The following is a 15,199-nucleotide window of genomic DNA, read 5'->3' on the forward strand; positions in this document are numbered from 1 at the left end:
ATAAATCTAGAAGATTTTAAATAATGAATAAAATTAAAAATAAATTAATTTAAATTTTTTATTTAATTATTAGTTATATTAGTTATTTAATTATTAGTTATATTAGTTATTTAATTATTAGTTATATTAGTTATTTAATTATTAGTTATATTAGTTATGGATTTTTGATATTAGCTCATTCCAAGCTTTGATTATTGCAAGCCCCGCTTCGCTATTTTTATAATCTACGATAGGTATTTCATTCTGTATTGATTCATTTACCAATTTATCAAACGGTATTTTTCCAATAACTACTATATCATTTGTAGAATTTCCTACAATTTTGATATAATCCCCTATCTCATTTGTTTTTTCTTCATTTAAGTCATATTTATTAATAATAATGTAACAAGGGATATCAAAAAATTTAATCAATTCTAAAACCCTTTTTAAATCATTTAAACCCGATTGCGTAGGTTCAGTTACAACAATGGCATAATCACAGCCGGTTAATGAAGCAATAACCACACAGCCAATTCCCGGTGAACCGTCAATTAATAGATACGGGAAATTGGAATTTTGATTGTCGTCTGTATTCTCATCTAAATTGTAACTTTCAGCCATTTTTCGAACTTCCGTTACAACTTTACCTGCACCTTCTGCACCTATTTTTAAATTAGCATATGATAAACACCCATTTCCAATTTTGGAGCCGTTTATATATCCCGTTAATTCATCATTTAAAGATATTGCATCTACTGGACAAATATATTCACAAAGTCCACAACCCTCACAATCCAACTCGTTAATGGTGACTAAATCATCTTTCATAGCTATTGCGTTAAATCTACATCTTTCATAGCATAATTTACAATTATTACAAATATTGTAATTTATAATGGCCGATTTTGAACCATAATATTCTTCTTGATTAATTAATTCATTTTTAAACATTAAATGAAGATTAGGGGCTTCAACGTCACAGTCTGCAATATTTAATTTGTGATATTTATTATTCATAAGCCTTGCAAAAGATGAAGAAATTGTTGTTTTACCCGTCCCCCCTTTTCCACTTAAAACTACTATTTTCTTCATAAATTTAACCTCCTTTTGAGGTTTGAGAAAATTATATCCATATTTTTGGTAAACAAATTTGACTTAGTAAGTTTGGTATCCATTATTAAAAGATTTCCTTTTGAATAATTTTTGGCAATTTCTTTTGAAAAAGGAATTTTCCCAATAATCTCAATATCCTTAGTTTTGCAGTAATCTTCGATTATATTATCATATTCGTTAGATTTATTTATTATTACACCGTAGGGAATGTTTAAATAGTCTAAAACACCTACTGCTATATTTAAATCGTGTAATCCGAATTTTGTAGGTTCTGTAATTAAAAGTGAAAAATCAGAATCCTTTACGGTGTTCAAAACGTTGCAAGAGCTACCTGGAGGTGCATCTAATATGTGTATCGTATCCATAGTATTTGACGTTATAGTATTTGAAGTACCTGAAGTACTAAAATCCATGATTTCTTTCATTTTTTTAATTATTGGAACCCCTGTAGGCTCTTGTATATTTAAAAAACCACTTGTAGCTTTTAGATTAGCTTTTTTCGAGTAACCCATTTTAATTTTACCAATGGATCTTGAAATTTCACTAATTGCATTTACTGGGCATACTTCATAACAGAGTCCGCAATCGTGACATAATTTCTCAAAAATCATTACTTTGTTTTTTGTAATTGCTAAAGCGTTAAAATTACAGTACTTTGCACAATCTCCACATTTTGTGCATAAATTTTCATCTACTTCCGGCACTTTTGAAGTTACGGTTTCGTTTTTTTCGATTTTGGGATTTAAAAATATAAAGCCATTTGGTTCTTCAATATCAAAGTCCCAATATTGTACATTATAATTCTTTAAAGCCATGTAATAACTTAAATTAGTGGAAATAGTCGTTTTGCCCGTTCCCCCTTTTCCACTTAGTATTGAAATTTTCATGATTTCACAATTTTTCATGTTTATTTTTTTAGTGATTATATTATTAATTTATAGAGTTTTAACGATAGTTTGATTATTTCATTCCCTGATGTGGCATTCCTGCCTTTTTTATTTCTTCCAAAGCATTTTCTTCAAACTTAACGATATTATCCTTAACTGTACTTTCAGTACCTTTCAATACTTTGATACCTTCTGATTCAAGAACTGATTTAGCATTTGGACCTATATTACCACTTATTAAAACTTCTGCCTTCTTTTCGATTATCAATTGTGCTGAACCAATGCCTGCCCCGTGTGCTGATGAAGTATTGCCATTGTCCACTGCTTCGAATTCTTTGGCGGTGGTATCATAAATTATAAAATATGAGCTTCTTCCAAATCTTTGTTCAAAATTGCTGTTTAAGTCCTTCCCTGTACTTGTAATACATATTTTCATAATATCACTTCGTTTTCTATTTTTATTTTTATTATTATATTCAGTTTTTAGTCTGTAAATTGTCATATATATAATTATGCACATATGTGCAAAAATAGATTTTATATTGATATTATATTGATATTATGTTAAAAGATTAATGATTTAATGATTTAATGTTGGATTAATAAAATTAATAATAAAATTATTGAAAAAAGAAAAAAGAAATTATTTAATTATAATTTATACTAAAAATTATTCAACCAATACTGGTCCATCATTTGTCCATGAAACTTTTAGAAAAAGTTTCATCAAAAGGTTACTCCACTAAAACTGGTCCCTCATTTGTCCATGAAACTTTTAGAAAAAGTTTCATCAAAAGGTTACTCCACTAAAACTGGTCCCTCATTTGTCCATTGGATAGTTATTGGTGATTCTGGCAATTCATTTAATGTTTTAAAGTATTCTAAAGCTGCTTGTGTTCCATATCTGTCAGAACCTGCAATATAAATCACGTAGTGACTTGCTACAATGTTTGAACTAACATCTTGAACCTTTAAAACTTGAATAACTCCTTTATTTTCTCCAGGGTTTTCATTGTTTATAGGCTTTAAGAACTTATTATTGTGTGTTTCTGCAAATCTGTTAACTACAGGACCTCCAACAACTATCACATCATCAGTAAGTGTATCCAGGCTTTCGTCTAATTCTTGTCCTACATCTTCAGAATCTTGGATATTTTCCTTTAAATTATCTTCTGCAATTGATTTATCAAATTTGTCATCTGCAATAATTCTAGAATTTGTTACGGTGTCCCTTATGTTTTTTGAATTAAAACCGTTTTTGGTTCCTTCTTGTTCTGCTTTTTTAATCATTTTTTTAGCAGAATTTTTATTATTGTTATTATTAGTATTTTTATTGGAATCTGTTTTATTATTTCCCTTATAATTTAATACGTAATTATCTAATGTAGCATATCTTGAATAATTATCAGTAAATGCCCTAATAAAATATGGCTTTGTTGTGAATCCTTTACCATTATCTACAGGATTTTCTTTTCCCACTGATTCATTGAAGTTAAACCAATAGTTACCAAATTTACTGTTGTATACATTGCCATCTACTTTGTATTGATATCTGATACTGTTTGGTGATTCAAACGTACAGTTTATTAAAGCCCCCCAGGCAACCATGTGACCAGCCAAGAAGTCATTTAAATATATTGTACTATTTGTAATTGGACCTACCATCGTAAATCCAAATGCGGGGATATTATTAGGGTCTTTACTATCTACTCCGAAAAATGTATTTCCAACGAGTGTTATATTATCTGAACCGTGCCAATTCCATACACATACACCATATACGTCTGTGGTAATATTAAACGTGGAATTGCTAACTAACATGTTTTTTAATGTAACAGTATATAGCAATACTCCCGTACTGTTATTTTTACCCGTCATTTTGAAATTACAGTCTTTTATATGAGTATTTTCTATATCTTGTATAAAAATTAACTCACCCGAATTATTTAAAACATCCATATATATGTTTAAATTTTCCATTGGTACGTTTGAATATCCAAAGTTAATAGCTTTGCTATGATTTCCACTTATAATTATATTGTTATTTGAAATTCTTGAATCTGAATTATTTGAAGTATTTATTATTACATAGTTTATTTTATCCGTACCAATTCCTACAATATCTATACCATTTTTAATTATGATATTGTTATTATTGATTATAGGTGAATTTAAAGATTTTTCTACGTCATTTGGACTAAATCCAATTCCGTAAGTACCATTATGTAATGTTATGTCACAATTTTCAATTGTAAGATTATTTACGGAAGAATTTATCATAATTCCATTACATTTGTAATTTAATGGAGTTTCTATTTTCAAATTTTTGATTGTAATGTTATCGAAGATTTTACCGCTTTTGTAAACTTGTATAACGTCCAAAGCAGTTGAATCTGTACCAAGTTTGTGGTTATTTCCATCGATTACTACATCGCTTGACTGAATTACGATACCATTTGTAATATCTGTGATATCTTCATCCAATATGTAAGTTCCAGGACCAATTATTGTCCTATTATTATCGTATGTTGAACTATTGATGTGAATTATTGAGGATTTGTTTGTTTTATTTTCTACGGGTGTTACACTACCACTACTGAAATAATTTTCCCATTTTTCAACCAATGGATGAGTATCATTTTCTTGAACGCCCATTATAACTAAAGAGTGATTTCCGTCTCTTATTCCATTACCATCTGTGTCTGCAGGGCTTGTGCAATTATCCCAATAATTACCCATTATACCGTCATATTTTTGACCTTTATATGTATAACTTATAGATTTTGGACTGTAAAATTCATTACCTTCATAAGAATCAATTTTAGCAGCTCTTCTATTGTCTATGAAATTATTTGAGTATATATAATTATATTCAGGAGAATTTCCCGTATTAAGGTATAAAGCTCCCCCATAAGAATTATTTTGTATTGTGTTGTATGCAATTATTGAACCATGTGTTGAAAGAGATATTCCAAAACCATCTCCTCCCAATCCTATACTCGTAAAACTATTATTCACTATTGTATTATGAGTTATATTAATATAATAACTATTAAATCCCTCAATTCCATTTATGCCAAAGTTAGTAATGGTATTGTTATAAATTGTTGCATATTTAAATGATTGAAGTTTTATTGGCGTATATGATACATTATTTATAATATTATTGGAAACGTTCATATTCTCTAAACCTGGAAAAGCACCCGCGGTAAGTATTGCAAAGTTAATGGTATCCAAAAATTTATTATTAACTACCGTGATGTCGTCTTTAGTTGCAAAAACATTAATTGCCCAGTTTTTGGCTTTAACATTTTTAATTGTTGCACCTGCAGCGTCAACATAAATAAGTGTAGACGATAACCCTTTAGTATTATTTAACCAGTTGTTATTTCCATCGATTACTACGTTATCCACACGTATATTAATTAAATTACCTGGAACGTTTATATCTGAAAGATTACAATTTATTACGTAAACTCCCGGTAAGGTAATTGTATACGTACTCGTTAAGTTTTCTGCATTTAGTACGTATGTTTGTGGCGTAGCCGTAACTCCATGTACATTACCTACTGTAAAAACACACAGAAAAAACATCGTTACTAAAAACAATTTTTTATTGATTGTTATGATTTCACCTATCAAAAATGATTAGTTGATTAGTTAATATGCTAAATAATAGTCTATTTTATTTAGATTTATAATATAATTTAATAGTTTCATATCTATGTTTTATAATATTTATTTATTGCCATTATATCCACATAAAAGCAAATATGCAATATTAAACTAATATTTTCATAAATAACACGATAAAAATACATTTTTATAATATTGGATACTAAATAATTAATTTAATAATAATTAGACTATGATTAAGTTATTTAGGATTAAAAAATATTTAAAAGTAATACTAAAAAATTAAAAGATAAAAAAGTATGGCCTATAAAACAAAATAAAAAAGATGGGATAAAAAGAAATAAAAGAAATAAAAAGAATAGAAATATAAATAAAATACAAATAAACTAATAATTAAAAGAAATAAAAGAAATAAAAAATAATAGATAAACTAAAGAAAATTAAGTCATTGATTTATGGCCCCTAATCATATTTTTTAACGACCTGCCCGTAGGTTCAAATTGAGGATATTTATCCGTAGCTTTTTTTATAACATTTAAAGCATCCTCGTATTTACCATATTCTATCAATGTAACTGCAGTATCGTAATAAGGGTCTAAATAAGTTTCATCTGCTAAATCCATAGCTTTATTTAGATAGTTCATACCCTCGTCAAGTTTGCCCAATTTTGAAAGGGATAAACCCATGCCTTTATTAAGATATGCGTCATCAGGAGCGATTGAAAGAGCTTTTTCGTTAACCATTTTTGACTTTTCGTAGTTACCCAACATAAAACTTACGAAGCCTTGATAACTTAATAATTCGGTGTCTTCTGGATTAATAGAAAGTGCCTTGTCTAATACCATACTAGCAATTTGATAATCGCCCGCACGAGTAAAGTTACCAGCCATACTTTTTAAAGTATCAAAATCATTTATACTATCCAACCATTTTAATGCCTTATTCATTGCTACAACGTATGAACAATAATTATTTTCTGAATAAATCGTACCATTCATTGTTAATCTTGTATTTGGACAACCGCCTAAGCACATTTGCCCGTAAATACATTCATTACATAGTCCGCCCAATTTGGATTTTTCCATATTTCTACTCCATGAAAAATTATCATTATTCTCCCAAATATCTTTTAATGAAGTTTCACGGACATTTCCTTCGATGTATTCTCGATCCCTAATGGATGTACAACCCAAAATTTCACCGTTATGTAATATACCAAAACTACGCTTACCTGCAGTGCAACCTTTCCACGTAACGTCGTATTCTGCGGGATAAGCTTTTCTACGAACTTCTAGTTCTTTAAGGTTATAATAACCTATACAATCAGCCGGGAATATGACAATATCGTCTTTTAAAGAGTCATGTGCAAAATCAATTATCCTGTTAACGTCTTCAGGCTTCATAATTAATTCAGGATGGTTTACAAAGTTACCCATCGGTAAACCTATCTGCATTTGCCAAAGTTTTACCCCTTTATCGATTAACACATTTTTAAGTTCTTCAAGTTCATTTATATTTTTGTTATGAATTGTTGTTATTGCACCTGCGGTAACACTAGAGTCTCGCATAAGTTCAAAAGCATTCATAATCCTATCGTATGAACCATTCATACGCATATAATCATGAGTTTCTTTTAAACCGTCGAGGCTTATAGCCATGGTGCCTATTTCGGTCTTTTCAGCTTTTTTTAAGATATCGTCATCAAAAAGCCAACCGTTAGTAATCATATTTGGGATAACACCATTATCAGTTAATTCCTGGGCTATTACTGGCCAATCTTTTCGTACTAAAGGTTCTCCCCCGGATAAAGTTATCCATTTCAACCCCAAATCCCCAATCTCTTGAGATAACTTTACTGCTTCCGCTGTTGATAATTCATCAGGTAATGGCTCTTTACAACTTGAACCGCAATGTTTACATCGCATGTTGCAAGCCATAGTAATTTCCCAAACTGCCGTTATTGGTTTATATTCCAAAATATCCCCCTAATAATCTTGATTATCATTTATTTTATTATTTTATTATTTTATTATTATTTTACCATTCTAGTATATTTTAGCTTATTATTTTATTATTTTAGTATATATTATTAAATAAATAAGAAAGATTAAACTTAAAAATTTAAATTTAAAATTTAAAATTTAAAAAATATGGTAGTTAATAAGTAATTAATTAAAGTTTTATTTTATTATTTGTACGTCCCATCTGGGAATCCATATTTAACTATACAGTTTGGATGTTCAATGAAACCCACTGGGAATCCGTATTTCAAATTACATTCATTGGCATTCTTAGCAATACCACTTGGAGTTCCGTATTTTACAACGCAACGTTCTGAATCTTCAGTAGTTTTTTCAATACGCACAGGGAATCCGTATTTTAGTATACAATCATCGCCTTGTGCATTTTCACAGTCAAATATTGGAACTCCGTATTTTAAAATACATTCTTCAGAATTTCTAGAGATGCCCCATGGTGTACCATATTTAAGTAGACAATTTTCCTTGCTTTCTATTACCATAGGCGCAGCATACAACATTTGTGTTTGTGTACTTCCTACATTTGCAACTGCCGTATTAGGCGCACAATTTACGCCATATGCTACAATTGGGTCGTAAAATTGTCTTGAAAATCCATAAGGTGGAATACATATATTTGTTTGTGCAGATAGACAAGGTATTCCATATAGTAATGGAGGTATCGTATCAGCGTTTGCAGTCAAACAAGGTACTCCATAATCTGTTACAGGGTCTGGTGGCGTTGGTGCTCCATAGACTACAATTATACCGCCTGTTTCAGGGTCCTTATAGGCTTGAATGTTTTTTTCATTTACAAGTGTGCTCAGTGCTTCAGGAGCAATTTTTAAGAATTTGCTGTCCCCTATAGCAGCGTTTAAACTTTTCATTTCATTTTTAGCTCGGCTAGTACTTGCTGATTCAACGATTAAAGCATAAGAAACTTCTTCTGCCACTTCAAAATCCCCAAAAGGTTGTACAAGTTTGAATCCCAAATAATCTTGACCTTTTTCCATTGCTAAAAATTCAAATGTTACTTTTACCCGCCCACCAGGTCTTTGGTCAATAACGGTTATAGTTTTGTCCACGAAAGTTACAAAATCAGGAATATACGATATGCCCCACACATATGGAATACCCCCATTTGTATAAAGGTCAACTTTAAACCTTTCTTTTGCTTTTGTGTTTATATCTCCAATTTTCTTATTCTCCATCTTTTCCCCCTATTTAATTTATATTATTTGAACCTCTCAATTAGGCAAATATGTCCCGTCAATCCTCTTTTAAGCCCATTAAATATTATAAAATAATACCGTTATATAATTTGTCATATTTTTAGATTTGCATATTTAAATATGTAAAGTATAGAATTAATTGATTAAAATAATTTGGATAAAAATATAAAATAAAAAATAAAATAAAAAATAAAAATAAGCCAAAAAAGATAATAATTTAAAAATAAATAAATAAAAAATAAATATTAAATAATTAGTAAATAACTAGTAAAAAATAAATAATAAATTATTCATATTTTCTTCTAACTAATTCTTCAATACTTTCTGTTAATTCATCTAAACCCTGTTCACTTAATGGAGTTGGAATAGTAGTTTTTTTATTCTCGTAAATAGCATTTGCAAGTTCTCTGAATTTATTTGCAATTTCAGAGTCAGGGGCGTACTCTATTGTAGTCTGTTTTCTAAGTTCCGCTTTTGTTATGATATTACTCATAGGTACTTTACCCATAACTTGAGAGTTTATCCCTTTTACGAAATTATTGATAATTTCTGGCTCATCTACAACGCTCCTACCGTTGTATATAATACCTCCGAGTGCTATTTTACCCCTGTTTCCGTATCTTTTGATACCTTTACAAATATTATTTGCCGCGTAAATAGCCATAGGGTCGCAAGTTGTTACAATATACACGTCCTCTGCGAGTTTCTTTTGGAGTGGCATTGCGAAACCGCCACAGACTACATCTCCCAAGATGTCGTAAATAACTACATCAGGTTTTAGTTCGTCATAAACACCTAACCTATCTAACATATCAACCGCAGTGATAACACCACGTCCCGCACAGCCAACACCTGGCTCAGGACCACCACTTTCAACACAGTAAACGCCGTTAAAACCCTCGTAAACAATATCTTCAATTTTCATATATTCGGGACCTTTATCCCTAAAAGTATCTAAAACGGTATTTATTTTTCCGTGCATTAATGTTCTCGTAGAATCTGCTTTAGGGTCACAACCCACTACTAAAACTTTTTTACCGTCTTCTGCTAAAGCAGCCGCCATATTGCCAACGTTTGTGGATTTTCCGATTCCACCTTTACCGTATATACAAAATTTCCTCATAATCACACCTTATATCTATTTTATTTTAATATACTCTATTTTAATATCAAAATTAATAGTAAGTTATATTATATAATAATATTAATAATACGAATAATATCAATAACGTTAATAAAAGTTACTTTAATTATTATAAAAATATGTTTATTTAAATTTAATTATAGTTACTTTTAGTTATAATAATATAAAAAAAATAGGTAATTGAATTTTAATATTACCACCATAAGAAAGCTTCTTTTGATTCTGTATTGTATGTCCAGCCATCTTCGGTTTTTGTAAGTATACCTTCTAAAAGTTCTTTAATATCGTTAATTTGATTTTCAGACAGCTCCAAATCTCTTGTTTTAGTATATCCCGATTTATATTTTTTAAAAGCTTCCTCTACGTTATTGAAATACTGGCAAAATGATTTTTCGTGAATATTTATGTTCGCATAGATTTCATATTGGTTTAATATATTGTTTATTAAAATATAATTAAGACCAAAGTCGCCCTTTTTAGTATTTTCGATATTCAATAAATCGCCAATTTTAACATATATGTCTTTATGGACTGGCAAATTTCCAAAAGTTAGAATTCCACAATATTTATTTTTTGATTCGTTCATTTTTAAAAGACTTTCACCCATGTTTTCCACGACTAATGAATACGATGAAAATACCAAGTCATGTTTTTCAAAATCCTTATGTAACTCTACATCATCCCATCTTTTATTAATAACTGTTATATTATCGATATTTTCTTCTTTAGCTCTTTTTAAAAGTATTTCCGACATTCCGGTTGATGGCTCTATAACAGTGATGTTTTTTACAATCTTTGCGAGAGGTATTGTGTAAGTACCTGGTCCTGGGCCTATCTCCAAAATAGTCGTATTTTTATCGAGTTTAAAAATTTCTTTAAATTTTTCTACATTTCTTTTTATATCTCCATTTAAATTTTCATTTGTAAGAATGTGCTTTGCATAATTTTCTGAAAATTTATCCCAAAAATCTACTAAATCTTCCTTAGATTTATGGTTAATGCCTGAATAATTATTTATCCAGTACTCTGACCAGTTAAAATTTATTAAATCCATTTTATCATTTGAATTTGAGTTCATAATTACACCCGTATGTCAAACTTCAACAACAATATTTTAATTGAATTAGGTAAGTTAGTATAATAATATTATAATGATAATAATATTATAATGATAATAATATTATAATGATAATAATACTATTTGATAAATTAATATTACTCTTAGATATTGTTTAATTTACTCCTATTAATAATTACTTATATGATATTTGGGCAAACGTTAGTAAAATAACTAAAAATATAACTAAAAATATAACTAAAAATATAACTAAAAATATAACTAAAAATATAACTAAAAATATAACTAAAAATATAACTAAAAATAAAGCAACAAATTATAATGGATTATACCCAATAATAACTAACTAAAACAAAATTAATTCACAAAAAAAATAGATATATTTGTATATTATATATATTAGTGTGCTAAATATGTATATTTTCTAAAATTATTTAATTTCCGTTTGTAGATTACTAATTTGTGACTTATTAGGCAATATTTAGTTTAGGTTTATGTCTAATAACTTTATAATATAATTTTCAACATATTATTAATATTACCAATATTATGAATTATATGATTGAGATTGGGGGAATTGGTTTGGATCATAAAACTATACGATCCAAACATTATATTTATGATTTATGTTGTACTATCTTTATTTTATTCGATATTTAGGTATATTTACTTGCTATTACCAAAAAATGGCATTTTACGATCTACACCTGGAACGTAACCAAGAGCGTCTCTTAACTTTAACTGTGACTTATGGAATAATTTAGAAATAGGTATTTCCATAGGACAGACATCTTCACATTGACCGCAGTTTATACAGCTCATTGCAACGTGAGACAACCTTACACCTTGGAAGAACGAAGGTTCAGGTGCCATCATACCTTTTTCGAGGATATCTTGGTTTAAAACGCACTCTTTGCAGGAACATACTGGACATACGTCTCTACAACCGTAACATTTTACACATCTATCCCAATATTCATCCCACTTTTCATCAGTTGGATATTCAGCTTCTAAGTATTTAGCTTGTAATTTTTTACCGAGCTTAATCATTGATTGTTCGATTTTTCCACGAATAATCAATGCTTTTTCAGATGGTTCTTTTGTTTCAATGTAACCTGCTTTTTCAGCATCTTCAATTAATTTTCTGCCTTTTTCAGATGTAATTTCTACAAAAGTCCAACCTTTTTCAGCTCCCCAATTACCACATGCAAGGTCTGCGTTTCTTGGGATTTTAAGCTCACATCTTTGACAGTTTTCTCTTCTACCGTAGCCGTTTTCTTCTAACTCATCAATTTTAATAGCTTTTTCGGTTCCGTCTTTCATTTCAATGATAAACTTACCTTTGTCTATTTCTTCTTTGATTACGTCGAATGGGTCTACTTCATAGAATAATTCTATCATTTGTTGAGCAACCATTGGTGGAACAGTTCCACCACAGTTTAAACCAATTGTATAAACGTTGTCTTTGTTTATTTGGTGTCTTTTCTCTAATTCTATTATTGCCATGGCGTCACATGGTTTTACAGCTACTGCAAGGTTCATATCATTCAAGTGCTTATGAATAAGGCTTCCAAACATTGTAGGAGCACAATGTAAGGAACCACAGCTATTAACAAGTTCTTCTGAATTGTTGATAAGCGTAGGAACTCCGTCATAAACGTCTGCTCCTTTTTCGAGTGCTAAAACTCCGTCAACCACTTTACTATCTAGAAGATACTTGAATAATGCAGTAACAGCTCCACCACATTCACCATATTTTAAAATATCTTCGTCAGTTGATTTAATTAGAAGATAATCCATATTATCACCTTTGATTTTGATATTATGTTAAAATATGAGTAAATTATTTAGATTAAAATATGTGTGGAATAATTTATTGAAATTTTAAATTGAATAATCAATATTATATTTTCAATTATTCAATTTTTTCAACATTTACAGCACATATTTTAAGTTCTGCGGTTTTTGAAACTGGGTCGTATGCAGAATTCGTTAATTTGTTAGTAGGTTCTTCATTAAAGTGGAATGACATGTATACTACGCCTTTTACAATATCGTCAGATACTCTCGCAATAGCTTTTACGTCGCCTCTTTTTGATGAAACTTTAACAGTTTCGCCAGCTTTAATACCTAAATTATTAGCGTCTTCGATGTTCATTTCAATGAAGTTCTCATCGATTTCTTTTGTGATGCTTTCACATCTTCTGGTCATAGTTCCTGAGTTATAGTGGAATATGATTCTACCAGTTGTTAATATGAATGGATATTCTTCACTTGCCATTTCTGCTGGGTCTTTGTGCTCAACAGGGCAAATTTTACCTAATCCGTTAGGTCTTAAGAATTTACCTTCGTGTAAGAATGGAGTTCCAGGATGGTCCGGAGTTTTACAAGGCCATTGTAAACCATCGATACCTAATCTTTCGAATGACATTCCCGCATATTGTGGGATTACTTTTGCCATTTCGTCGAATATATCACTTGCACTTTCGAAAGCAAATTTATCGCCGTATCCCATTCTTTGAGCAAGTTCTTTAACAACTACCCAATCAGGAACAGCTTCACCAGGAGCTTCTACAGCTTTTCTGATTCTTTGAACTCTTCTTTCAGTGTTTGTGAAAGTTCCATCTTTTTCAGCCCAACAAGCAGCAGGTAAAACTACGTCAGCTAATTTTCCAGTGTCAGTTAAGAAGATATCTTGAACTACAAGGAAATCTAACTCTTTTAAAGCGTGCTCAACGTGGTTTATATCAGCATCTGCTACCATTGGGTCTTCACCCACGATGTGTAAGTATTTGAATCCTTTACCCATTCTTTCGAACATTTCAGGACCCATTAAACCTACTTCTGGGCTTAAGCCTTCAACGCCCCATAATTCTTCTAATTTTGAGGTCATTTCGCCTACTTTTTGGTAACCTGGGTATACATTGGGTAATGCACCCATGTCACATGCACCTTGAACGTTGTTTTGACCTCTTAATGGGTTAACACCAGCTCCTCTTTTACCGAGGTTACCAGTAATCATTGCAAGGTTACAGCATGATTTAACGTTATCTACACCGAATGTATATTCAGTAACACCTAAACAGTACATGATCGCTGCTTTATCCGCATTTGCGTATAATCTTGCAGCTTCTCTGATAGTTTCTGCAGGTATTCCTGAAATTTTAGCAACTTCTTCAGGCGTGTATTTTGAAACTACTTCTTTTAATTCATCGAAGTTTTCAGTTCTATTTTTGATGAACTCGTCATCTGTTAAACCTTCTGTAATGATAACGTTCATTATAGCGTTCATTAAATCAATGTTTGAACCAGGAATTAACTTCATATGGATATCTGCCATTTTTGAAGTGTGTGTTCTTCTAGGGTCAATTGCTATAATTTTTGCTCCATTATCTTTAGCTTTCACGATACTTCTTGCAACTAATGGGTGTGCTTCAAAAGTATTGGAGCCGTAGATAAATAATACGTCTGCTTCTGCCAAATCTCCGATGGAGTTGGTCATTGCACCAGAACCAAAGCATTCGCCAAGTCCTGTAACTGTAGGAGCGTGTCATATACGTGCACAGTGGTCTACGTTATTAGTTTTCATGACCACTCTCGCAAATTTCTGGAGTGCGTAACTTTCTTCGTTAGCACCTCTAGCACAGGAGAAGAAACCTACTTCGTCAGGGTTGTATCCTTTTAATTTACTTGCGATTAAGTCTAATGCTTCTTCCCAAGTTGATTCAACCAATTCGCCGTTCTTTCTGATTAAAGGAACAGTAAGTCTATCTTCGCTGTGTACAAACTCGTAGCAGTAGTTTCCTTTTATACAAACTTTCCCTTGGTTTACAGGGTGTCTTTTAAAAGGGTGGGTGTCTACAAGTTTGCCGTCTTTAACTACTAAGTCAATACCGCAACCAGTACCACAGTAAGGGCATACAGTATGGACTACTTTAAATTCAGTCACTATATCACCGTTTAAATGAATAGTTCTTAAAAAAGTTAAATTAAAAATTCGAAGGTATAACCTACGATAATACGTAAAAATAAAACATTAATAAAGCATATGACCTTATATATTTATATTACAACTCGTTTAGGGATTGAATTACAATATAAAAATATTT

General features: G+C 30.5%; 10 protein-coding genes. All 10 read right to left on the bottom strand.

Going from position 1 to position 15,199, the window contains the following annotated elements:
* Positions 1–150: 150 nt before the first annotated feature.
* Positions 151–1,074 (bottom strand): ATP-binding protein, encoded by a 924-nt coding sequence (locus J2127_RS06795; protein ID WP_209732816.1) that lies wholly within the window; start codon positions 1,072–1,074, stop codon positions 151–153.
* Positions 1,071–1,982, bottom strand: coding sequence for a P-loop NTPase (locus J2127_RS06800; protein ID WP_209732817.1), 912 nt, complete (start codon positions 1,980–1,982; stop codon positions 1,071–1,073). The genes J2127_RS06795 and J2127_RS06800 overlap by 4 nt, the downstream gene beginning before the upstream one ends.
* Positions 1,983–2,055: 73 nt before the next feature.
* Positions 2,056–2,418 (bottom strand): NifB/NifX family molybdenum-iron cluster-binding protein, encoded by a 363-nt coding sequence (locus tag J2127_RS06805; RefSeq protein WP_209732818.1) that lies wholly within the window; start codon positions 2,416–2,418, stop codon positions 2,056–2,058.
* A gap of 362 nt (positions 2,419–2,780) precedes the next feature.
* Entirely contained in the window at positions 2,781–5,591 is a 2,811-nt protein-coding gene (locus J2127_RS06810) for a right-handed parallel beta-helix repeat-containing protein (protein WP_209732819.1), read from the bottom strand.
* A 467-nt stretch (positions 5,592–6,058) separates the two neighbouring features.
* Positions 6,059–7,594: a radical SAM/SPASM domain-containing protein gene (locus J2127_RS06815; protein ID WP_209732820.1), complete on the bottom strand. Its 1,536-nt coding sequence runs from the start codon at positions 7,592–7,594 to the stop codon at positions 6,059–6,061.
* Positions 7,595–7,806: 212 nt separating this feature from the next.
* Complete coding sequence (locus J2127_RS06820; RefSeq protein ID WP_209732821.1) at positions 7,807–8,847, bottom strand: protease inhibitor I42 family protein; 1,041 nt, start codon at positions 8,845–8,847, stop codon at positions 7,807–7,809.
* Positions 8,848–9,154: 307 nt separating this feature from the next.
* Positions 9,155–9,991: a nitrogenase iron protein gene (nifH, locus tag J2127_RS06825; RefSeq protein ID WP_209732822.1), complete on the bottom strand. Its 837-nt coding sequence runs from the start codon at positions 9,989–9,991 to the stop codon at positions 9,155–9,157.
* Positions 9,992–10,205: 214 nt separating this feature from the next.
* Positions 10,206–11,090 carry an rRNA adenine N-6-methyltransferase family protein gene (locus J2127_RS06830; protein WP_245326503.1) on the bottom strand — a complete coding sequence of 295 codons (885 nt, stop codon included), beginning with the start codon at positions 11,088–11,090 and terminating at the stop codon, positions 10,206–10,208.
* Positions 11,091–11,756: 666 nt separating this feature from the next.
* On the bottom strand, positions 11,757–12,890 hold the full coding sequence (locus J2127_RS06835; RefSeq protein WP_209732823.1) for a Coenzyme F420 hydrogenase/dehydrogenase, beta subunit C-terminal domain: 1,134 nt from the start codon (positions 12,888–12,890) through the stop codon (positions 11,757–11,759).
* Positions 12,891–13,005: 115 nt separating this feature from the next.
* Positions 13,006–15,039, bottom strand: coding sequence for a formate dehydrogenase subunit alpha (fdhF, locus tag J2127_RS06840; protein WP_209732824.1), 2,034 nt, complete (start codon positions 15,037–15,039; stop codon positions 13,006–13,008).
* Positions 15,040–15,199: the final 160 nt, after the last annotated feature.

It is taken from the genome of Methanococcus voltae (assembly GCF_017875395.1).
Lineage (GTDB): Archaea > AGJL01 > Methanococci > Methanococcales > Methanococcaceae > Methanococcus > Methanococcus voltae_C.